Annotated in this window: 25 protein-coding genes, 1 tRNA gene and 2 pseudogenes; all 28 read right to left on the reverse strand. The window is 70.1% G+C overall.

Annotated elements, in window-relative coordinates:
• Nucleotides 1-5: 5 nt before the first annotated feature.
• A pseudogene (locus EJC51_RS47405) lies at nt 6-763 on the reverse strand (transposase).
• A 38-nt stretch (nt 764-801) separates the two neighbouring features.
• On the reverse strand, nt 802-1,482 hold the full coding sequence (locus EJC51_RS47410) for a hypothetical protein (protein WP_126269112.1): 681 nt from the start codon (nt 1,480-1,482) through the stop codon (nt 802-804).
• A gap of 126 nt (nt 1,483-1,608) precedes the next feature.
• Nucleotides 1,609-3,348 (reverse strand): AIPR family protein, encoded by a 1,740-nt coding sequence (locus EJC51_RS47415; protein WP_126269111.1) that lies wholly within the window; start codon nt 3,346-3,348, stop codon nt 1,609-1,611.
• A gap of 182 nt (nt 3,349-3,530) precedes the next feature.
• Nucleotides 3,531-3,680 (reverse strand): annotated as a pseudogene (locus EJC51_RS48355) (transposase); the annotation flags it as partial.
• Nucleotides 3,681-4,705: 1,025 nt separating this feature from the next.
• Complete coding sequence (locus tag EJC51_RS47425) at nt 4,706-5,824, reverse strand: DNA-processing protein DprA (protein ID WP_126269109.1); 1,119 nt, start codon at nt 5,822-5,824, stop codon at nt 4,706-4,708.
• A 134-nt stretch (nt 5,825-5,958) separates the two neighbouring features.
• Nucleotides 5,959-6,411, reverse strand: coding sequence for a single-stranded DNA-binding protein (locus EJC51_RS49345; protein WP_126269108.1), 453 nt, complete (start codon nt 6,409-6,411; stop codon nt 5,959-5,961).
• Nucleotides 6,412-6,455: 44 nt separating this feature from the next.
• Nucleotides 6,456-7,262 carry a hypothetical protein gene (locus EJC51_RS47435; RefSeq protein ID WP_126269107.1) on the reverse strand — a complete coding sequence of 269 codons (807 nt, stop codon included), beginning with the start codon at nt 7,260-7,262 and terminating at the stop codon, nt 6,456-6,458.
• A gap of 32 nt (nt 7,263-7,294) precedes the next feature.
• On the reverse strand, nt 7,295-7,906 hold the full coding sequence (locus EJC51_RS47440; RefSeq protein WP_126269106.1) for a cell envelope biogenesis protein OmpA: 612 nt from the start codon (nt 7,904-7,906) through the stop codon (nt 7,295-7,297).
• Nucleotides 7,907-7,958: 52 nt separating this feature from the next.
• A complete protein-coding gene (locus EJC51_RS47445; RefSeq protein ID WP_126269105.1) occupies nt 7,959-8,345 on the reverse strand; it encodes a CpaE-like family protein in 387 nt (128 codons plus the stop codon).
• Between the two features lie 164 nt (nt 8,346-8,509).
• Nucleotides 8,510-8,845: a hypothetical protein gene (locus EJC51_RS47450; RefSeq protein ID WP_126269104.1), complete on the reverse strand. Its 336-nt coding sequence runs from the start codon at nt 8,843-8,845 to the stop codon at nt 8,510-8,512.
• A 105-nt stretch (nt 8,846-8,950) separates the two neighbouring features.
• Nucleotides 8,951-9,325 (reverse strand): hypothetical protein, encoded by a 375-nt coding sequence (locus EJC51_RS47455; RefSeq protein ID WP_126269103.1) that lies wholly within the window; start codon nt 9,323-9,325, stop codon nt 8,951-8,953.
• An 83-nt stretch (nt 9,326-9,408) separates the two neighbouring features.
• Nucleotides 9,409-10,884 (reverse strand): ParB/RepB/Spo0J family partition protein, encoded by a 1,476-nt coding sequence (locus tag EJC51_RS47460; RefSeq protein ID WP_126269102.1) that lies wholly within the window; start codon nt 10,882-10,884, stop codon nt 9,409-9,411.
• Nucleotides 10,885-11,003: 119 nt separating this feature from the next.
• Entirely contained in the window at nt 11,004-11,216 is a 213-nt protein-coding gene (locus EJC51_RS47465) for a hypothetical protein (protein ID WP_126269101.1), read from the reverse strand.
• 42 nt (nt 11,217-11,258) lie between these two features.
• Nucleotides 11,259-11,603, reverse strand: coding sequence for a hypothetical protein (locus EJC51_RS47470; protein ID WP_126269100.1), 345 nt, complete (start codon nt 11,601-11,603; stop codon nt 11,259-11,261).
• 377 nt (nt 11,604-11,980) lie between these two features.
• Entirely contained in the window at nt 11,981-12,409 is a 429-nt protein-coding gene (locus EJC51_RS47475) for a hypothetical protein (protein WP_126269099.1), read from the reverse strand.
• Between the two features lie 32 nt (nt 12,410-12,441).
• Nucleotides 12,442-12,515, reverse strand: a tRNA-Ile gene (locus tag EJC51_RS47480).
• 118 nt (nt 12,516-12,633) lie between these two features.
• The gene (locus tag EJC51_RS47485; RefSeq protein ID WP_126269098.1) at nt 12,634-13,506 is read right to left on the reverse strand and encodes a hypothetical protein; all 873 of its coding nucleotides are present in this window, start codon (nt 13,504-13,506) and stop codon (nt 12,634-12,636) included.
• A gap of 201 nt (nt 13,507-13,707) precedes the next feature.
• Nucleotides 13,708-14,319: a hypothetical protein gene (locus EJC51_RS47490; protein WP_126269097.1), complete on the reverse strand. Its 612-nt coding sequence runs from the start codon at nt 14,317-14,319 to the stop codon at nt 13,708-13,710.
• Between the two features lie 10 nt (nt 14,320-14,329).
• A complete protein-coding gene (locus tag EJC51_RS47495) occupies nt 14,330-14,530 on the reverse strand; it encodes a hypothetical protein (RefSeq protein ID WP_126269096.1) in 201 nt (66 codons plus the stop codon).
• Nucleotides 14,527-15,237 (reverse strand): hypothetical protein, encoded by a 711-nt coding sequence (locus EJC51_RS49105; RefSeq protein WP_244362267.1) that lies wholly within the window; start codon nt 15,235-15,237, stop codon nt 14,527-14,529. Before EJC51_RS49105 ends, EJC51_RS47495 begins: the two co-directional genes overlap by 4 nt.
• A gap of 51 nt (nt 15,238-15,288) precedes the next feature.
• Nucleotides 15,289-15,660 (reverse strand): hypothetical protein, encoded by a 372-nt coding sequence (locus EJC51_RS47505; RefSeq protein WP_126269095.1) that lies wholly within the window; start codon nt 15,658-15,660, stop codon nt 15,289-15,291.
• A gap of 32 nt (nt 15,661-15,692) precedes the next feature.
• A complete protein-coding gene (locus EJC51_RS47510; protein WP_126269094.1) occupies nt 15,693-16,028 on the reverse strand; it encodes a hypothetical protein in 336 nt (111 codons plus the stop codon).
• A 94-nt stretch (nt 16,029-16,122) separates the two neighbouring features.
• Nucleotides 16,123-16,788: a hypothetical protein gene (locus EJC51_RS47515; protein ID WP_126269093.1), complete on the reverse strand. Its 666-nt coding sequence runs from the start codon at nt 16,786-16,788 to the stop codon at nt 16,123-16,125.
• 124 nt (nt 16,789-16,912) lie between these two features.
• A complete protein-coding gene (locus EJC51_RS47520; RefSeq protein WP_126269092.1) occupies nt 16,913-17,722 on the reverse strand; it encodes a hypothetical protein in 810 nt (269 codons plus the stop codon).
• 169 nt (nt 17,723-17,891) lie between these two features.
• A complete protein-coding gene (locus tag EJC51_RS47525) occupies nt 17,892-18,098 on the reverse strand; it encodes a hypothetical protein (protein ID WP_126269091.1) in 207 nt (68 codons plus the stop codon).
• Nucleotides 18,095-18,562: a hypothetical protein gene (locus EJC51_RS47530; RefSeq protein WP_126269090.1), complete on the reverse strand. Its 468-nt coding sequence runs from the start codon at nt 18,560-18,562 to the stop codon at nt 18,095-18,097. Before EJC51_RS47530 ends, EJC51_RS47525 begins: the two co-directional genes overlap by 4 nt.
• A complete protein-coding gene (locus EJC51_RS47535; protein WP_126269089.1) occupies nt 18,555-19,043 on the reverse strand; it encodes a hypothetical protein in 489 nt (162 codons plus the stop codon). Before EJC51_RS47535 ends, EJC51_RS47530 begins: the two co-directional genes overlap by 8 nt.
• A gap of 253 nt (nt 19,044-19,296) precedes the next feature.
• Nucleotides 19,297-20,472, reverse strand: coding sequence for a DUF932 domain-containing protein (locus tag EJC51_RS47540; protein WP_126269088.1), 1,176 nt, complete (start codon nt 20,470-20,472; stop codon nt 19,297-19,299).
• Nucleotides 20,473-21,058: the final 586 nt, after the last annotated feature.

Genomic DNA, 21,058 nt, shown 5'->3' on the forward strand with positions numbered 1-21,058 from the left:
GCCCCTCACCCTGTGAGGGTGAGGTTGTGGAGGCGAGCGATGCCGAGCATGGCGTGGTGGACGCCCTCGTCCTTGAGGCGGCAGTCGCGGAGGATCTTCCACGTCTTCATGTGTGCGAAGGCATGCTCGACGCGGGCGCGGACCTTGCGGTGGGAGGCGTTGTGCTCCTCTTTCCATGTCGGTAGTTCGGCCTGGTCGCGTTCCCGGCGGTGAGGGATGACCAGGCCGGTGCCGCGGTAGCCGCCGTCAGCGATCACGGTTGTCCTGCCGACGGCGGCCTTCGCCCCGGACAGTTCCCATGCCTTGCAGTCGTTGCGGTTACCCGGCAGGGGCCGGCCGACGGCGACGACGCGCCGGGTGTCGGCGTCGATGACGATCTGGTGGTTGGTGGAGTATCGGTAGTTCTTCGATCGCTCGGCGATGTTGTGGTCGCGGGTGGGGACCAAGGTGCTGTCCACGATCAGCACGGCATCCTTGCGGAACCGCCGGCGCTGGCGCAGTGCGAGGGCGGGCCCGAGGTGGTCGATGACGCGGTCGGCGGCCGACTTCTCCCGAACAGGAGGGCGAGCTGTCGCAGTGTCATGTTGGTCCGCCAGTACGCGATGACCAGTAGCACGCGGTCCTCCAGCGGGAGACCCCACGGCCGTCCCTTGCGTACCGGGACCGCGCCTTCCTTGCGTAGAGCGGTGATGAGCGTGCCGAACTGCTGCGGGCTCAGCCCGGTGAACGGTCTTATCCAGCGGGGCTCCGATGCCGTGATCACGGCGAGATCATCTCCCGGCCCCGAGGAGCCGTGCTGAGCTACGGGATGTCGGGGTACTGAGGGCGCTTCCGTTTGAGCTTGGCCAGGTCACTGAGATCGATGCCCGTGGCCTTGGCATACTGCCTGGACCAGTCGGCGACGGCCTGTCGGAACAGGTAGTCGGGGCGGCGAGCCACCGGCTCCTCGCCGCGGTTCCGCAACTTAGCGACAGCGGCCCGCTCCAGATCCTGATCACCGCACTGACGAGCCAGAAGGATGGCTTTCGCAAGTCGTGACGGCTCGTTGTTGGCTGGCGCGAACGACCAGAGCCCGTCCCGGTGAACATGGGTGTCCGCCAGGAGCAGCAGTCCCAGGTCGTGGGAGTCGCGGACGAAGCGCAGGGACGGCGGCCCGTAGTAAGTGACGTTGGCGGAGACTTCAGAGGCGAGCGGAGCACTGCCCGCCGGCCAGGGATAGCAGGCAGCGGGAGGAATGTCAGTCGGACCTGCGTCGCCGGACGGCGACTGGTGGTCGATCCGGATGCCCACTCCGCCAAAGCCGTCCATCCGGTCACCGAGACCGCAGTGGTCCGTGTGCACCATCCAGCCGAAGAGCGACCGGTCGTAACGGTCCTTCCAGATCGAAAGCGTGGTGCACAGGCTTCCCCGGACGAACTCCAACTCGCCGCCGTCGATGCTGGTAGGGGCCATCCCGAGCAGCTCAACAAACTGCTCGGCCATCCTTCGTACCGTCCACGGTCGCGTCACGAGGGCATGGTAGGTGCTGCCCACGACGCGCTGACCGACCGGAGCACCAGCGCTCCTGGCAGCTCACCCGCAACTCGAAGATCGATTACGGGACAGCCCTTAGCGTTCGATTTGGTAACGGCTTTGGGAGATGACGGCCTGGCGGAGTTTGGCGGTGAAGTCTGGTGTGCGCGCGATGCGGTCGACACCGCCGGCCTTGCTCTGCCGCAGGGCGCTCTTGAAGTTTTGTTCCAGAGTGCCCGCCATACGGGACATGAGGTCATCGGTGAGATGTAGAAGATCGATGTTGAGCAGGTCCCGCAGGGTGGGCTGCCTCAGCCGAGTGAGCGTGTGGGCGGACATGGCTGCCAGCGGGTAGAGCCAGTTCTCCAGAGTTTCTCCCAGCAGCGGGCGGTCTTCGGCGTACGGAGCAAGGAAGGCTCGTAGGCGGGTGTGGACGTCCAGACAGAGGCGGTAGATGTCCAGGTCGTGGCGAGAGGAGAAGATCTGAGAGTAGTGCTGGTCGTCCAGCAGCAGTGCGTCCGAGTGTCGCAGCGCGGTGTGCGGCTCGCGCTGGACGAAGGCGGTGAACTCCCGAGCCAGCCGGGTCATGCTGACGACCCGATCGAGAGGGAAGCCGAGGTTGCGGTAGTAGCTGGCCCGGCGTTCGTAGTAGTAGCCACCAGCGTGGCCCAGGCTCTCTTCGATATCTTTCTGGATTGCCTCGGTGGCTCGCAGGGCGCCCGCCGGCAGCTGTGTCTGGCTGTTCGTAGCCCGGATGATGCGGTCGCGGGCGGTGCCGGACTCGGGTGCGACCACGATCTTGACCAGCAGAGAGCGATCGCGGTGCTGGCCGCCGCTTTGGAAGTAGCTGTAGATCTCATGACTGGTCTGCAGGCCGTTGACGATCTGCGGCTCTTTGACGACGATCCTTTTGCCTGCGATCTGGGCGGCGTCGGCGACGACGGTGACGCCGTTGTTGAACCACCAGAAGTCCTCGCCCGTGCCGGACTTGAGTGTCTCGCCGATGGCGTTGTTCACCGCGGTGGACCCGGCGTAGTCACGCACGTTTGATTCGAACAACTCCAGGCGCAGGGCTTCGTTGTCCGAGGTGATGAAGCGGTAGTACTCGTCCAGACGGGCCAGACATACGTATCCCTCGCCGAGGGAGGTGCTCATCGGGGTTTCGGTGAACACCAACTGAGCGACGGCCTTGGCGCCTCGGGCGGTGCGTTCGCGGAGATCAGCGGCGTTGAGGTACTCCAGATCTGCCTTGGTGTCCGAAGTGATTTTTGAGAGCTCGCGCCGCAGCCGGTCTCCCTTGGCCTTCACATTGGGGTGCGGCGTCTCGGCGGCCTTGTTCGCGTAGATCACCTTGATGCGTACCTGCGGGAAGGATGACGCCAGCTCTTCGAGGATGTGCAGGAAGCGCCGTGTACGGTCTAGAAGCTTGGCGTTAGTGTGTGCGACCAGGTCATCTTCATCCCGGCTCATGTCCAGCAGAGTGGGCAGGTGGAAGTGGAGCTTCTCGACCACGGTCTCCTGGTAGCCCGTCGAGGTCTTGGCTTGCAGGATCACTAATTCGATCTTGCCGGCGCGCGACGGCAGGAACTGATGGGCGTCAGCAGTGACGTAGCGCTCGTCAACGAAGGTCCAGATGCCGTCGATGCCGCAGTCGTGGGCACCGTCAACGATGCCGTCCATGATTTCGTCGTTGTCGAGGTCCCAGTCCTGCAGAGCCTTGTCGGCAGCGAAGAAGGTGAAGAAGTCGTCCCTGCTCTTGTCCGGTGCCAACTTCCGGTGCTGGTCCTCCAGGATGCGGTCGAGCAGTCGCTGGTCGTTGTTCTGTACGGATGTCATACAGCACCGCCCCCCACCAATGCGTCAAACCCGGACAACGATGTTGGCAGGCTCATGCGGTTGTGAACAGCCCGCGTACTGCGGAGAGTTATGGAGAACCGAACCGCTGTTCTTGCGTGCTAAGGGCGGTCCCGTAAATGATCTCCGAGACACCGCGGGGTGGGTCACCGTGCGGCCCTTGCCTATCCGACGAGGGCAAGGTTGTGCATGCGGGCGATGCCGAGCATCGCGTGGTGGACACCGTCCCCCTTGAGGCGGCAGTCGCGGAGGATCTTCCAGGTCTTCATGCGGGCGAAGACGTGCTCGACCCGGGCCCGGATCTGCTTGTGGGAGATGCTGATCAGCCGCCGGGCGAGCTGGTGGGGGCGGCCGATGTCGACGCGCTCGGTGGAGCGCTTGACCGGTCGGCGCCTGCCGTCTTCTGCCAGCAGGAACAGGCGCCGCACGTGGTAGAGCGCCCAGGGCATGTCGAGTTCGCGCTCGAACGCCTTCAGACATGCCCGGTCGCGGGGCTGGGTCGGGTCGAAGAGCTCCAGGAGGGTCTTGCGGCCGTAGAGCTTGGCGTTCGGGTTGAGGCTCATCGCCGTGTACTCCAGGCGCAGCACCTCGCCGGCGATGTCGGGGTGGGAGCGCATGCGCTCCATGTGGGCGGGCAGCGCGCCCATGGAGGCGGAGAAGCAGCAGAACGTGCAGTACGACTTCGGCCAGTGCACGCCGAACCGCTCCAGCAGGTAGGCCTCGCACTGCTGACGGTGCCAGCCCCAGTCGATGAGCGGGAACTGTCCGGTACGCCCGGGCATCTTCGAGGTGACCTGGTCGCCGAGGCGGCGGCCTTCCTCGTCGGCGTTGAAGCCCATGATCTGCCGGAACGGACGCCCGCCGAAGACCTGCTTGAGCCACCAGTCACCGACGTCGCCCTTGGCCCACAGGGAGCATTTGCGGGTGCCGGCGACCTGGGGCACCGTGCCGACGGACTCCTGGTCGTCCCACAGCGTCCACGGGCCGCGGGCGAAGAGCTTTTCGGGGCGGTGGGAGTCGTCCAGGATGGTGAACCCGTCGGACTGGAGGTGCCCGTTGCGCGCCAGTTGGACGAAGCGCATGCCGTTCTCGCGCAGCAGCGGGAGCATGAACTCGTCGGCCAGGAGCCGGGTTTCGGGCCACTCGCTGCCGGTGGCCATGTAGAGGACGGCGGTGCGGTCGAGGTCGATGCCGTGCGCGTCCGGGGCGGTGAGCATCTTGGCGAGGTAGGCGGTGGAGTCGGCGCCCAGGCCCCAGTTGATGATGGTGTCGAGGTCGTCGTCGGCGGCGCTGAGGCCTGGCAGTGCAGGGGCGTACGTCGTACGGGACATGGCGGCTCTCACTCCTCGAGGGGCCGGTCGGTCAGCCGCTGGGCGGAGACGATGAGAAGGCGGTCATCGGCGGGCCACGGGTCGCAGGACTCCCAGGGGTCGCCCTGGGACAGCACCACCACCTCGCCGGGCGCCGTGACGAGGCAGCACACGCCGCAGCCGCACGATGGGTCGAAGGGCTCGGGGTGGGCGATGTAGGGGGTGGTGAAGTAGTCGGCTCTCTCCTCGCCGACCGCGGCCAGGAGCAGGTCGCCGTGCGCGACGTCGCGGGCGCGGGCCACGCGCGCGTGCGGCAGAGCGAGCGGGAGACGGGGGTCAAGGCTGCTGACGGCGAGCTGCTTGTCGATGAGGCGGGCGTTGCCGCTGGAGCGGACGTCGCCGGTGGCGGGCGCGGCGAGCAGGGGCCGGTGGAGGCCGACCGCGGTCTCGGCTGTGTACATCGCCACGACGTGGTCCAGGGCCTCGACGAGGATCACCGCCCGGGCGAGCGCGGCCAGCAGGACGGCGCTGGCCTTCAGCGTCGCGCCGCTGGCTTCGGTGCCGGGCCGGTAGAGGCTGACGGCCGCACCGCCGCTGTCGAGGACGGAGCGCAGCAGCGGGGCGTGCGTGTGTGGGTGGGCGCCGTCCAGGCCGCGCGGCAGGACGGCGAGGGACGCGGCGCCCGTCTCGGCGGCGGCCTGGTGGGCGGTGGAGTCGATGCCGTAGGCGAGCGTGGCGGTGACTGTGTGATCGGCCTCGGCGAGGGCGGTGGCGAAATCGTGCGCGCGGGTCACGGCCTGCTCGGTGGGGACCCGGTTGCCGGTCACGGCGACGGCACTGCCGGTCAGCCGCGGCAGGTGTTCGCGGCCGCGGACCCACAGGCCCGGCGGGCACGCGGGCCCCAGATCAGCGAGGGCGGTGGGCCACTCCTCATCCGAGGGGATGATGAACCTGCAGGTCAGCTCTGCTTGGGCGAGTTCCTCGCGCGGCCGGTAGGAGGAAAGGAGCCCGCTGCCGTCGCCGCCGAGGCGGCGGTCCCACACCTCGGCCGCGGTGTACTCGTTGAGGTCGGCGGCGAGTTGGCCGGGCGCGAAGTGGGCGGCGAGCGCGGCGCGTGCGGCTCGTTCGGACAGGGCGGGTGTGGGCATGAGAGGCCGGCCTTTCGGGCAGGGCGCGGCACCGGCAGGCGAACCGGTGCCGCGCCGGGGCGGCGAAGGGGAGATGTGCCCCAGGGCCGGCGGGAAGGGGAGCGCCGTCGGCGGCTGGGGGTGGGGCGGGCGGTCTAGGCCCGTTTCTGCTCCCACCACGGGGGGCTGCCCGGTCGGCTGGGGGCCGGGGGTGCGGTGGCGGGCTGCGGCGGCGGGGTTGCGGTGTAGGGGCGGGCGGCGATGGGGCTGGGCAGGCTGGTCTCGGTGTAGGCGATACGCCTGCGCAGGCTGATGCCGAGGTCGTCGACGCTCAGGTAGATCGAGTCGTCCTTGAGACCGGTGATGCGTCCTTTGACCAGGATGCTGACCCCGTCGGTGAGCGATTCGGTGGCGTTGGTGGCCAGGTCGCGCCAGGCGGTGCAGATGTAGGGGATCGGCTCCAGGTCACGCCACTTCTGCGCGGTGGCATCCCACTGCGTGGGGGTCTCGGTGAGACGGAACCGGCAGACGGCGATGCCGTCGCGGGTGAAGCGGACTTCCACGTCACCGGTGACGGTGCCGGACACGTGCGTGACGGACGGGGCCATACGAACACCTCCTATAGCAAATAATAGTGTATCTACGGGTCTGGTCAACCCCCCTGTCGGCACTTCCCGCCGCCGGAGGGTGCGGGACGGCGGGTGAGACGCCGGAAGCGGGCTTTCCACCCGGTCGGCTGCGCCGGGGCCGGAAGCGGGGTGAGGTTGTCGAACACCGTGGTGTCCTCGATCTCCACCACCATCGGGACCGTGCTGTCGGCCCGGACCAACTGCTCGTCGGTGGTGTCCAGATGAACGGAGACCCGTACGGCCTCGCGATCGGCGTCGAGGTAGGCGAACACGAGAATGCCCGCGATCTCCATGCAGGGCAGGCCCTCGTCGTCAGGCCCCCGCATCGCGTGGAACACAGCCGTGCTGTTCGCCTCCGCGCACTCCTCGGCGTCCGAGAGGCTGGGATTACGGGGCGCGAGCACGCAGCGGGCGATGTCCTCGTCGTACAGCGTGTACCCCTCGATGTCCTGCCTCAACTCGTAGAAGAGGTCCACGGCCTTGCGGTCGTCGGCGGGCGGGCGGAGCGGGACACCGTCCTCGCCCGCCACGTCGTCCCAGGCGCTGTGCACGTGCTGCGCCAGCGAGGCAAGGGCGGAGGCCTTGTCGGACCAGAGCGTGACATCGTCGCTGTGCCGGTCCCAGCGGCGCAGCACCCACGCGCGGCCTGTCACTTGCGAGGTGAGGTTCTCCTCGATCGCGAAGCTGAAGCGGTGCAGCCACCCTTCGAGGATGCTGACGGTGTCCGCCCCGGGCCATTGGCCGGTGCGTTCCTGGAGGTCGTCCATCAGGTCGGCCAGATCGAGGACGGCTGCGCCTGCGGGCGTGGTCGGGTCCGGTGTGATCGGCATGGCGGTTTCCTTTTCTGTGCGAGATGGGGCGGTCAGGCCCCGTTCATGAGGCCGTTGAAGAGGTTCATCAGGCGTTGCTGGTCGGGGGTGAGGGTGGCGGTGCGCAGCAGGCGCCGGCGCAGGACGGGTGCGTCGAGGCTGATGCCGGAGGGCATCTCGGGGCGCTCGGGCGGGAAGACCAGGCGGTAGTTGGGGGTGTGGATCATCCAGGCCTCGTACCGGTCGGCGGGGCTGGCGCTGCGGGCGGCGTGCCCTTCGTCCGTCGTTCGGGACAGGCACCGGCAGGACAGATCGGAACACGGCCGTCCGGCCGGGTGGCTGGCCAGGATGGGGCTGCGGCGGTAGTGCGTGCGGCTGCCGTTGAGCATCGGGCAGTGGTCGGCGGTATAGGGCAGGCACTCGGGGTGCAGCGCCGGTTCCGGGGAGCAGCCCTGGAGGACGTCGGCCGGGCGCACCAGCAGGAAGCACCGTTCGTCCAATGGCTGTTCGCAGATCTGGCACAGGCGCCCGAGGAAGGCGGCGTGGGCCTTGTCGGCGTCGAGGACACCGAAGGCGGCGTGACCGCCGTGGATCAGGGTCACGTACGGCACCACCAGCCCGCCGGCGAGCGGACGGTCGGCACAGCGTTGGGGGATCGCATGCATGTGATGAATTCCTTCGGCTCGCGGGACGCGGTTCGCAGCGCGAGGTCGGGCGTCAGCTGCTGGCCGGTGGGGAAGGATCGGCGGGGCCGGCGGTCAGGAGTGCTTCCCAGTGGGCGTAGTGGCAGCCGGTGGCGTCGTGCAGGCGCAGGTGCAGCCAGTTGAGGTTGCCGTCGGCCCGGATGACGGCCTCCGCGCCGATGGCGGCTGCCCGGGGATAGACGGTGCCGTCGTCGGGGGCGGCCAGGACGATGACCAGACCTGGGCGGTGCGGCAGGTGGCGGAGCGTGAAGTCGGTGTAGCTGCGGTCGTCCAGGAGCACGAGCGGAGCGCGCTGGTACTCCTCGGCGCTGAACAGCGGTGACGGCAGGTGCAGGCGGGGGACGGGGCTCGTGCGCAGGCCGACCGGATCGTCGTCACTGCGGTCGCTGATCACCAGCACCGGAGCCTGCGGTCCTTCCCGGGGAGCTTGCGCGGGGGCGGGCATGGCGGTGACACGTCGCTTTCGTGGGGGGCCGGGGCCGGGAATGGGCCTCGGGGAAGGGTGAGTTGGCGGCCTGCGGGCGGGGCGGCCGGGCGGCGGCCGCCCCACCCGCAGGTGTTCGCTCAGCCGAGCGGGTAGAGCACCAGCGCGGGGAGGGCGGTGTCGGGGATGCTGTCCCCGTACAGCTCGCGCAAGGACGGGTCCGCTGTGAGTTCCTCCGGCAGCGGGTAGACATCGCCGACGAGCTCGCTGTGGGTCGGCGCATACCGCGAGTGGCTGTAGCTGGCGAAAGGCGAGAACAGGTTGCCCTCCGCGTCCCGGGACAGCACGACGAGCGTGTCGCCGGGCAGGCCCTTCCAGTCCTCGCGGACCAGATGGCGCACCACGGCGAGGGTCAGGGGGCGGTCGGGGGCCTCGCCGCCCGGGTCGGGCGACGGGGTCTGATGCTGGTCGGTCATGACGGCCTTTCACGTGCGGGCCGGGCAAAGAGCGGTCCGGCCGGTTGATCGGCTGGCTGGGTGGGGACGCCGCCCCGTTGCCGGGGCGGCGTCGTGCGGGCCCGGTCAGTCGTCTTCGGCCGCCTCCAGGCAGGAGAGGGGGATGCCGTTTCCGGGAATCCGGAAGCGGGTGGTGTCCTCAGGGATGCGGTAGCGGGTGTTGCGCGGGTCGCGGCGCAGGGTGCGGGTGGACTCCTCATCGAGCAGGAAGCCCGCGCGGCTGTTGGTGCGGTTGCGTTCCTGCACGGTGCCGGTGAGACCGCGCAGGACGGCCGGGCGCAGGGAGTCGTTGATGCGGGCCTTGCGTCCCGCCACGAGCCCGGCGAATGCTTCCTTGTCGATCGCGGTAAGCCGCTGTGCGGAGGCCTGGACCTTCGCGACCTGGATCGCATCCGGCAGTTGGCCGATGTAGTCGAGGACGTCGTCCATGGTGAGGGTCATGCTGGGTTTGCCTCTCTGGGACACGGAGGGGGACCGGCCGGGCACGGGCGTGCCCGGCCGGGGGCTTGCTGGTCAGGGGTGGGTCAGGCGGCGGTGTCGGGCCGGTGGCGGGCGACTGCCTCGTCCTCGACCTCAGACAGCCGGTAGCTGCCGTTGTCGTCCTGGCCGAGCGTTTCGAGGAGCAGCAGGTAGCGGGCCTGCTGGGCGGTGAGGTGCGACCAGGTCTTGGGCTCGCGGATGTGGTACTCGCAGGCGGCGGCGACGTGCGCGAACAGCGCGTTGACGACGCGTGCCTTGGGCAGCTGCGCTGCTGTCTGCGACAGGTCGGCGTGCTCGGGTTCCTTGATGCCCAGAAAGCGGGCCACGGTCGCGCTCTCGTGCTTGTCGGTCCAGGAGCTGTAGAAGTACGGGACGGTGAGCACGGTCTCCTGCGCGAAGACGCGGGCCGCCTCCGGCAGGGTCTTCATGCGCACGAGCCGGGCGACGAAGTCCTGACGGGGACCGGCGGCGGCCTTCCACGCCCGGTTGCAGGCGATGACCTTGCGCCGCTCCTCCGCCCGCTGCTCGTCCTGCGCCGTCCTGGGCTTCTTCGGCTGGGGGCGGACCTTGTGGCCGTAGGCGGCAGGGTCGGCGCAGTGCCACACCGGCTGGTGCTCGTCGTCGAGGCGGGCGCTGTGACCGGGGCAGCCCTGGTGGTTGTCCTCGGTGAGCGGGTTGCCCAGCCCGGTGGTCAGCTCGGCCAGCGGCCTGGAGGGGTCCTTCTGCCCCCAGCCCGGCTCCCTCAGCAGCGGGATGCCCGCCTCCTTGAGGTCTTCCACGGCCCTGGCCCGGGCGTCGGCGTCTTCCTGCTCGGCCTTGAGGAGCGCCAGCTCCTGGTCCCAGTGGCCGCGCCCGCCGTTGCCTTCCTCCTGGTCACGCCCCAGCGCGCGCAGCAGACGGCGCTCCGCGCCGCTCACGTGCTCGACCTCGGCGAGCTGGGCGGTCTGCTCCAGGTCCATGCCCCCGGCCGCAGCCCGGCGCAGAGTGGCGTCATCGAGCTTCTGCGCCGCCTTGGCGTGCTTGGCGGCGTGGCGGCTGACGCCGAGAGCCCTGGCGGCCTGCTTCCTCTCGATGTCGCTCATGTCGATCAGGGACAGCTCCTGCGACTTGAGGATGTCGCGCTCGCTCATCCCCTCGCGGTGCTTGTTCTCGACCAGGGACAAAAACCGGGTCCAGCCGTCCCGGCCGACCAGGTCCTCGCGCACGTGCGCCTTGATCCTGCGCGCCGGGCGGCCGTCCTGCTCGGCGGTGGCGTTGGCGATCTGCTGCGCCTGTGCACGCCGCCAGCCTTTGAACGCACCGTAGGTGCCGTCGGGGCGGGGCCGGACACTGATGGTCTCCTCGACACCGATCTCCTTGACGGAGGCGATCAGCTCCTCGTCCGGTTCGGTGTCGCTCTCGCGGGCGTTGCACTCGTCGCGCACCACCTGCGCCGGGTCGAGCAGGACGATCTGCGTTGCGGCGGCCTCCTCCTCGGGCGGGACGGGTTCGGTGGACGGGGTCGAGACGGCGGTGGCCATGAGGCGCTCCTTCTCCTTGCCTGATCGGCGAGATGAGGGCGGTTGAAATGTCGCCCTTCGCTTCAAAAGTAATAATAGTGTCTTAAGGGATGGTGTGAATCCACCCCTGAACTGCGGTTTTACGGCCATTCGTGTTCGCGGCGGGGCGATAGCGGGAAGGTGCAGCGGGGGTCCATGCGGACGCAGCGCTCGCAGTGGGCCGTGTTCCAGGTGAACCCCAGGACGGCAAGGGACTGTTCGGTGCCAGGGATGAGGTCGGCGGAGGGCCTGGGGGCGGCGGCGAGGCCGTGGGCGGGGCCGGGCGCGACGAGAAGCACCAGGCTTCCTTCCATGCGAGCGGTCCTGGCCGGGGCGGCCCGCGGGCGGACGGTGGGTCAGTGGGTGACGGTGACGGTGTAGTCGGCTTCCAGGACGGCGAGGGCGGCGCGGATGGACGCACGGGTTTCCGCGCTCGGGACCGAGTAGGTGAAGTCCAGGGCGCGCACGGCGTCATCCAGGTCGTCGTCGCGCATCGGCAGGGCGTACCCGCCGCGGTAGAGGGCGACGGCGGTCGCGGTGGCGACACGGGCGCGGTTGTAGGCGATGGCCTCCGTGGCCGTGACGCCGGTGCCGAGCGCTTCGCGTGCGGTGGGCGGCAGTTCCGCGATCCCGGCGGTGAAACGGCGGGCGGGAATATGCAGACGTGCCGAGCGCAGAGCGCGGCGCGGCGTTCGCAGCATGGCAACTCCTGGGGCTGGAAGCAGGGCGGGGGAGTGTCACCGGGTGTGAGGGAGGCGTGATCAACCAATCACTAATAATAGTGTGAATTGCTGATGTGTGAACCCACCCCTGACCAGCACAAACGGAGAACGCTGAGCACAGCCGCGAAGCGTACGCAGCCCGGGACATGGGCGCCGCGCCGGCGTAGAGCCTTCCAGGCCGGACGGGGCGGTCGCGCTCCAGATGACGGTGGCGGTGTCGGCCGTCGTGGGCTCCGGTGGTGTGGTGTGTGTGCCTGCGAGGGGATTTGAACCCCTGACCACCCACAAGCGGAGCCGCTCTGTTGCTGGGCTGCGCAGGTTCGGCGGCGCCGGTGAGGCGGCCGGTTGATGGTGGGTCAGCGTCCGGCGATCTCGCGAAGAAGGTGCAGCGCGGTGGGCGGGGTGTCGTACCAGAAGGTCTCGGAGGGGGTGAGGCCGAGGGCTTCGGCGGCGACGTCGCGGATCAGGCGGCGTTCCTCGCCTCGTTCCGCGTAGATGCTGGTGCGTGTCGTGTAGGTGTCACCGTCGCCGTCGCCGATGATCTCTGCTTGTTCGTCGTCAGGCAGGGATACGAGCGTCCAGCCGGTGACGTGAGCGGCCCATCCGGCTGCGCACAACGTGGGTCCGCATGCCGGAGCCTGCGTGGGGGCCAGCCGGGTTGTGTGGGGCAGGTGCGCCCAGTGGTTCATGGCGAAGGCGTCGGGCCGCGCCTCGATGGCCGCAAGAACGGCAGACGCCACGGCGGCAGGCGTCGTGGGGATCGGGGCGTACTCGGGGTCGGTCATGACAACTCCAGTGGTGTGGAACGGTGTTGGAGTAGTGCTGGTGGGACTCGAACCCACGACCTCAGGACTTATAAGATCCGCGCTCTGCCAGCTGAGCTACAGCACTGCGATGCTCGGTGGTGCGATCCGGCCGGGCGGGGTGCGGCTCTGGTGCGGCGAGCCGCATGGGGGAAGGGGGGCGTCGCCGTGGCGGCCGGATGCCAGCGGCGACGCTTCGGGGCTGTTCAGTGGTGGTGTCCCGGCGTCGGACCGTCCGGTCCGAGGTCGGGCGGGACGCAGTAGTCGACGTCCGATTCCGGGGGGATCGGGTCACCGGAGTCGATGTCGGTGCAGTAGGCGTCGAAGACTTCTGCGGCGGTGAGGGGCTGGGGCTCTCCGGCTCGCAGCCGCCAGCCGTAGACGCGGTCGGTGCTGCCTGGGGTGCTGGTGCGCATGACGAGTGCGCCGGGCAGGGCTGCGAGTCCGAGGGCGAGGAGCGTGGTGAACTCCAGGGCGTCGGCGTCGGCGTCGCCGAGCCTGGCGGTGCCGTCGGCGTCGGTGTCCGCGTGCAGGACCGCGGTCATGTTTTCCGGCGTCGCCGAGACGCTGCACACCAGGTGCTGGCGGCCCGGGCCGGCTGCGTCGAGGACGCGGGCGAGAAGATCGCGGGCACGGGCGAAGGACTCTCGGCCGATGTCCGCTGTGCAGACGGCGCAGGTGCCGAGGCGGGCCAGGAGGGCGGAGGCGTGCTCGAAGGTGGCCTGGCGGACGGCCTCGCCGATCAGGACCGGGAGGAGATCGGTGAGCGGCTGCCCTTCGTAGGGGATGGTCGGGCCGGTGGCGGCGGTCTCGGAGGTGAAGCGGGTACGGCTTGCCGGGCTGTCGGGGGTGAGGCCGGTGTCGGCGCAGAAGTCGGCGTACTCCTCGGGGTCGAAGAGGGCGAGCGTGGTGTGCATGCCGTGTGCGGTGCGGGCCCTGAGGAGGGCTTCGACTGCTGCCAGGTAGGCCGCGTAGTCGTCGAACGCGAAACTGCGGTAGCGCCGCATGGCACGGAAGTCGTGCTCATCGGTGAGCAGGCCGATGGTGCCGGAGACCTCTCGGCGCAGGAGGTGGCGCATCGTGTGCTCATCGGTGCGTGCCGTCGTATCTCCCGTGTGCGATCGGTCGGCGTACTGCTTGCCCTGGCCGCACTCTGAGGAATGGGAAGTGTGGGTCACGTGCGGGCCCTTCTCGTGGAGGAGTTGAAGGGGGACGCCCTCTATAACCACAATAATAGTGTGGTTACGGTGGAAGGGAATCCCCCGTCTGACCTGCTGTTCTTACTCCTGTGACGCCTGGGCGAATGCGGCCAGCATGGCGGTCACGGATTCGGGGCGGCCGGATGCCTCGACCTGCACGCCGTGCCCGGAGGGACCGACGAGTACGGTCACGCTGTCGACCTGGACGGGGCCGTGCTGGCCGGGCGGCCTGGTGTCGTGCTGCCAGATGATCCGGGTGCGCCGGTACTGCTCCTCGATGCGGGCGCCGGGGAGTGCGCCGGCCACGGCTTCGGTGACGGCGCGGCGGCCGCGCTCCTCCGCCTCCTGCCTGGCGGCGATCTCGGCGGCCTGCTCCACGGCCTCGGCGTGCAGCGGATACAGGCGCCGGGTGATCTCCCGGGCCACATGCCGGGCGCTGCGGGCGGTGACTCCGATCGACGGCGCGAGCATCCTGGCCTCGTCGGGTAGCGCGGCGTGGATCTTCAGCCGGTTGGGGTGGCGGTGGTCGGGCTGGGACAGGCGCAGGGCGCGGCCGTCGCCGTCGATGATGAGCCGTCCCAGACCGCGGTGGTGGTCGGTGAGTTCGGCTGTCCGGCAGTGCGTTCCCAACTCTCGCGCCACGTCGTCGGCGAACGCGTCGAACTCCTCCTGTGTGGTCAACTCGCTGGTCATGGCGGCCTGTTCACTCCTTCGGGTGGCTGGTGGGTGGGTCCGGTGCGGGGCTGGCCGCACCTCGGTCGCGGAGCTCGGCGTCGCGGTGGGCGTCCTCGGCGGTGTAGCCGGTGCCGCACCAGGGGCGGCACAGCTGGCCTGGGGGTGCGCCGCACGTCTCGCACCGGTCGTCGATGTCCTCTGCGCGCCACGGCCGCGGCTCGCCGCTCACTCGCTGCTCTTCCGGATGTGGTCGGCCAGGGCGAGGGGGGAGAGGACGGGGCTCTGGCGGCGCGGGGCGGGTCGGACGGCCCGCCACAGATTCGACGGCTGCCACGGGTCGAAATCGGTTCCGGGGACGGGCTGGATGGACCACTGGCGGCCGCGGTGGTCGGTGGCGGTGTACGTCTGGCGCCGTGGGGTGCCCTGGAGTCCGTTGCTCTCCCACACGAGGCCGGCGGCCGTGAGCGCCCTCCCCAGCTCGTTGCGGCGTGTCTGGGTGATGTGCTCGAACTCGGCCGGGATCAGGTGGAAGTCGGCCATGTCGTGGCCCCGCCACGTCTCCCTGTGGCCGTCCTCGCGGGTGAGCTCATACACCCGGGCCGGTTGCCGGACGCGGCGGCCTTCCCACGTCCAGACGCGCTCGGAGCTGGTGACCTCCCACACGCCCTCCGGGCTGCGCAGTTGCTCGCCCACCCGGAGCGGACGGGGCGGCTGGGTGTGAAAGCTGCGGGGACCGGGCGCCAGGCCGTTGTCCGTCAGGTCGGTGCACCGCCAGCACATCCACACCGTCTCGCCGTGAAGCCGGTGGATGCCCCAGCAGTTCTCGTAGCAGGTCGCGCACGCGAACCGGCAGTCCTCGGAGGCGCGGAGCGTTGCCATAGAGGTCATGCGGGGCATGCGGCTGATGACCAGGCCGAAGTGGCGTCCGACAGGCACGGCATCTCCTTCCAGGGCGGTGGCGAGCGATCCGGGGGCGTGCGGGGCGGCTCAGGGGGCGGTGGTCCACAGGGCCAGGCCGGTGGTGGTACGAGCGCTGACACTGGGGTGCACGGACTCGTCGCGGTAGTCGGAGACCTTCACGTAGCCGCCCTGCTGGGTGTCGAGGCGGACCGGGGCGCCCTCCTCTTCCCAGTGGGCGATGAGTTCGGCGGGGAGGTGGTTGATGTCGTCGACCTCGACCTGGACGGCCCACGCGGTCAGTTCCTCGCCGTACTCCTGCCGCCACTGCTTCAGGACGGTGAAAAGGTCGGCGAAGTCGTCGACCAGCGCCAGGGCACGCGCCTGGCCGGGGGCGGGGTCCTCGGCGTAGGTCGGTTCGTCGGGGCGGGTGCGCTCACCAAGGCTCATCAGCCAACGCATGATCGGGGCTCCTGATCTTTTGTGGCGGGTGGTCACGGGGTGGGGCGGGCGGGTGCGTTGCCCAGGTAGGCGGTATCGATCTCGGCGGGCCACGCGCCGTCGACGCACGGGAGCTGCTCGCACCAGCGCCAGTCGTGGCCGTGAGGGCAGCGGGGCGCCCGGTAGGTGACGTGCACGACGGCCGAGTACGTGTAGTGCGCGTGGTCGACCGGGTCGGCGTACTGGTGCTGGACAGCGTTGGAGTCGTCGAGGTGCTCGGTGATTTTGGCGACGGTGACCTCGTGGCGTCTGCCGTCAGCTCCGGTGGCGATGTAGCGGTCGCCGGTTTCGAGGGTGCGGGCGTACTGGCGGCCGGTGGTCGGGGCCATCTCAGGGGTCCTCCGTCGTGAACTCCTCGGGCACAGTGGCTCCTTCGGTCGGCAGCGGAGCGGCTGCGGGAGGGAGTCGGGGGGGCGTCGCCCCTCAGCTCTCCGCGGGCGCTGGGTTGGCCCGGATCACTGCCGTGATGGCCTTGATGGACGGGGTGTCGTGCTGGCCCCTGCGGTCGGGCGTGACGCACAGTCCGGACCGGGTCCGGCGCGCGACGCCTGGAGCGACGAAATAGGGCAGGTCGTACTGCCACCTTCGGCCCCCGTCGGCCGGTCGACCTACACGGAGGTTCAGGAGGAAACCCCCGTCAAAGGGTGCCCACGCCTGCTGTGTCTGCCAGCCGTGGGCCTCCGCGAGCGCGAACAGGACAGCAACCGGCTTCGGCAGGGCGTAGCCCTCGGGAGCCGTGTTCGTGATGCCTGCCTCCAGTCGGCCCTGCGTGACATCACGGACGTGCCGCTCGGCGGGGGTCAGAACGCTGTCGCGCTCCAGGGCGGCGGCCAGGGTGACGGTCCGTCCGCTGTAGCGGCAGGTGATCCCGACGCCGTACGCGTCACGGATCACCGCACGCCGTGTGCCGTCTATGTCCCACGTCGACCTCGGCTCGTGCGTGGTCAGGACGCCGTTGCGGACGCTCGTCGTATTGCCGCACGGGCACAGCGTCTCCACGGTGCGCAGCAGTTCGGACCACACGTTCGGCAGGAGGATCGCGGGATCGTGCTTCTCCCCAGTGGCGAGCTGTTCGAGCATGGTCGGCACGATGTTCTCCTCAGTCCCTGGTCTCGATCAGTTCGGGGGTTGTCACGCGCCCCCCTCGCACTACTAATAATAGTGTACTTTGAGGGAGTGTGAACCCGCCCCTGACCTGCGCCTTCCCCGTCTTTCAGGCGGTGCCGGCCAGGGCCGGGCGACGGCGCGGGCGCCTGCGTTGCTGGGCGCGCAGCAAGTCGGCTTCCTCCTGGGCGCGGCGGGCGCGCTCGTGCTCCTCGGCGGCCGCGCTGACGCAGTAGGGGGCCCACCACTGCAACCCTCTGATCTTCTGGGTCAGTGAGTCGGGGAGGTTGGCCAGCATCAGCAGCAGGACCGGGTTCGGGGAGAAGGAGAGCCACCGTGGGGCGGTCCGCCATGCGGCCTCGGCTGCCTTCCGGGCGGGGAGCGCGGTACGGGCTTCGCGCTCCAGGCGGGCGGCTTCGGCCTGGTGGTAGGAGGCGGACCAGGTGAGGAAGCGCAGCAGTCCGGGGGTGTCGCGCTGGCGTGAGGCCTCCAGGATCGCGGGCAGGTCGGCGCGCTGTGCGACGTGCTCGGCGCAGCTGCGCAGGACGGCGGTGAGTACCGCTTCCGTCTTCTCCGACGGCGGGTGATCAGCGGTGGTCGACAGCGGCTGGACCGAGACGTGGGGGCGGTCGGCGTGGTCGCGGGAGGGGGTCAGGCTGCCGTGGTGGCCGGTGTGGCCGCGGGCCAGCCGCGGGAGGTTGTCGTCGGGGGCGGTGGTCGTGTAGGCGTTCACGGGGCCGAGACAGGCGCGGACGGCGGTGAACCGGTCCCAGCGGTTGGGGCCGGTGGTGCCCATGGCGTGCACGCTGCCGCGCATCGCCCCGCCCAGCTCGAACACGACGGCGTCGTCCGCGCGGTGGTCGGCGGTGGCGCGTACGGGGCCGGCGGGCGTGTCGATGGTCAGTATCGGGCGGGTCATGGGCTGCGGCTCCTCGGGATTCGACCGGGTGGGCTGAGGGGGCGTGCCGCCCCGTACTCGTCGAAGGGGAGGGTGCGGGCGCGGGGCGGCAGTCGGCCAGTGGCGCGCTGGCCGGGGCGGCCGTCCACGCCCCCGTACCGGGGGAGGGGCGTGGACGGCGTCTGCGGGGTTACTCCTGCGGCGGCTTGTGTCGGCGGAGGTTGCCCCGGTCGGTCAGGCTGGGGCGGCGGCCACAGGGGCAGTCCGCGTACCGGCGGCCGTGCATCTTGAAGAACTTCCCGCCGAGTGCGTGGCCGTTGACCTGCCCGGTGGTGCCGGGGACCGGGTCCTTGTTGGTGCAGTAGCCGTCCGGCGTGACGGCGGGCTTCTCGCTCATGAGCGCTCCTTCGCGGCCCCGTGGGGGCGGTGCAGGACGGGGGCGTGACAGACCACGTGCGGCGCGGCGTCGTCTGGGGGGAAGGACATGGCGGCCTGGTGGAGGTCGGCCGTGTCCATGGGGTGCAGCCATCCGGCCCGTACCTCCCACCCGCACGTGCGTAGGCCTGCGTTGGCGGTGGTGGCGATCAGGACGGCGTCACGCACGGTGCTGTTCTCCAGGGCGAACGTCAGCAGTACGAAGAACTGCACGTACTCCTCGGCGGAGTGATCCACGCGGCAGGCACCCGGCTCGACGGTCACGTACAGGTCGGCGCTCACCTCCGTGCCGTCCGTCCGCTCGGCGTTGATGTGCAGCTCGTGGCTCCCCTCACCGAGGGCGGGGAGCAGGGTGGTGAGTGCGTGCTGGGCGTGGCCCATGGCGGATGTCGTGGCGGCGTTGTCGGGCCGTGGGAGCTCAGGCATGGGGGTTGTTCAGGTCGGAGTCGGGGAGTTGGAGGAGGACGGGGGCGGGGTAGACCTCGCGCTCTACGGCCGCCACATCGGGGCACGGAGTGACAGCGGCCTGGAGGCCGTCCGTGTCCAGGGGGTGCAGCCACCCGTCACGCACAGACCAGCCGCACGCACGGGGGTTGGGCTCGGCGGCCGTGGTCGCGATCAGGACGGCGCTGCGCATCGTGCTGGCCTCCAGTGCGAACACCAGCAGCATGCGGAAGGCGCAGAACTCGTCTTCGTCCAGGACGGCCAGGCGCAGCGGCTCCATGCCGATCGAGAGATCGGTTCGGCCCGTGACGAACGCGTTGTCTGTCCGCTCGGCAACGAGGTTCAGCGTGTGCTCACCGTTTCCGAGTGCCTGGAACACGGCGGAAAGGGCGGTCAGGGTGCGGCTCATGGCGGCCGCGATGGCGTCGTCTCCGGGGTGGGTGATCTCCGGGCGGGCAGACATGAGGACTCCTTGCGGGGCGGGGCGGTGGGCGGTGGGCGACAGAGGCCGGCGCACTGCGCCCCTGGGCACAACAGGCTTCTTGTGGGCGCGCGGTCTGCTCCGCCGACGCGTCGCGCTGGCGCTACGCGGCAGGGGGCCGGGCGGGCGCGCTCCGCGCTCCCTGCGGGGCTGGGTCGCGCGCTCCGCGCTCTCGGGCCGGGTTGGGCCCGTGCGGGCCGGGCTGGGGGAGTTGCCCGGCCCGCACGGGGGTCTGTCAGCCGTGCGCGGCGGCGGCCGTGAGGGCGGGGAGGGCGAGGGCTTCGAGGGTGGCGGCTTGGTCGGCGTCGGTGAGGGTCTGCGCGGTGGAGGTGACGGCCTGCATGACGCCGCCGGCGGTCATCTGACCGCCCCGGATGAAGTGGGCCAGGATGCGGTCCTTCGTCTCGGTGTTGATGCTGAGTGTCTTGGTGACGTGTTCGATGGTCTTTGTCGGCTCGGCCAGCGTCCGACTGGCGGCGGCTTCCATCTCGTGCACCTTGGCCTCGACGTACTCCTGGGACAGGAAGGTGCGTACGGCGTCGGTGGTCTTGGAGGTGATCAGTTCCAGCGTCTTGCGCTGGGTCTGGCCGGACCAGGACACCACGCCCTCGTCCTGCTTGCCGCCGAGGTGCACGGCGCGCATGACGTCTTTGGTCTGGGTCAGGCCGTTGCGGCAGACCTGGATGACCGCGCGCGGGGTGATGGTGTAGGCCCCGGCGCCGACCTCGCTGTTGGTGATGACGAACCCGGCCGAGATCATGGGGAGTTCGTCGCCGCTGCGGCCGTCGAACGGGGAGCGGTAGCCGCGCAGCAGGGCGCGGGCCTGGATGGCGACCGCTTCCGATTCGACGCGCACATACATGCGCCGGTCGCTCAGGTCGCACCCCGTGATTCGGGTGGGGTGGCCGGACTGCTGCACCCCGTCCAGGGCGGCGAGCAGCATGTCGAGGTTGTCCATCAGCTTGTAGCTGTCGGACAGCAGCGCCCGGGCTACCCCCTCACCGGGCATGGCGCCGCTGTCGTCGCTGCGGAACGCGCGGAGCATGAAACGGCGCTCCGGCTCCTCGCGCAGCCAGGCGTTGACGTTCTCGTCCAGCAGCGGCACGTTCTCCGCCCGCATGCGGCGCAGGTAGGCGAGCGGGATGCGGAGCTTGTCCGCGATTCCCTCGTCGGCAACGGCGGTGGGCCGGTAGATGCCGTCGACCCGCGTGACACCGCTTGCCGTGATCTGGGACTCGACACCTTCGACGTGCACGTTGCCTTCACGCATGCGCAGCGCGGACGCGGGGGCGATGACGTCCAGCTTGCGGCGCTGTCCGTCTTCCAGGATGCGGACCAGGTCGGACAGGTCGGCGTTGCGGGCGCCGGTGGGGGCTACGTTCGTGGCGCGCTCGGCGAATTGCTGAGTCATGCGGTGTTCCCCTTCGCTGTTGGTAGCTGCGGGTTGGATGGCGGAGTCACCACCCCGCAGCAAAAGTAAATAATAGTGTGATGCAGTGGGATGTGAACCCCCCTCTGAACTGCCGGACTCGGGTACCGCGGATGCTGAACGGGCCGGTTCGCACCGGCCCTGCTCGCGGCTGAGGGCCTCGGCCCACCATGCGCCGACGCGGTCAACAGGGGCGGTGGGCGTCAGTCTGACGGGTGGCCCGCGGCCTGCCGGTCCGCGGTCGCATCATGCGGGCGGCGGCCCCGCACGGCTGCTGCGGTCTGCCGTCCGGCGCCCCGCGCGGGGGGAGGGCCCGGCCGGCTGGATGGCGGCCGGCGAGTCCGGCCGGGGGCCGCGCCCTGCCGGGGAGGGGGTGCAGGGCGCGGCAGCTGGGGGTTGCCGCTACGCGGACCGCGGCTCGGTGGTGCCGGGCGTGGCCGTGAGGGCTTCCTCGATCAGGGCGTCGAGGGCCTCGTCGACACGCCGCCGGGCCCTGGGACCCAGGCGGCAGCAGCTTTCCTCATCGATCTGGTCGAAGACGGCCCTGCGGGCCGGGCTCGGCGGGGTG

The organism is Streptomyces aquilus (assembly GCF_003955715.1).
GTDB lineage: Bacteria > Actinomycetota > Actinomycetes > Streptomycetales > Streptomycetaceae > Streptomyces > Streptomyces aquilus.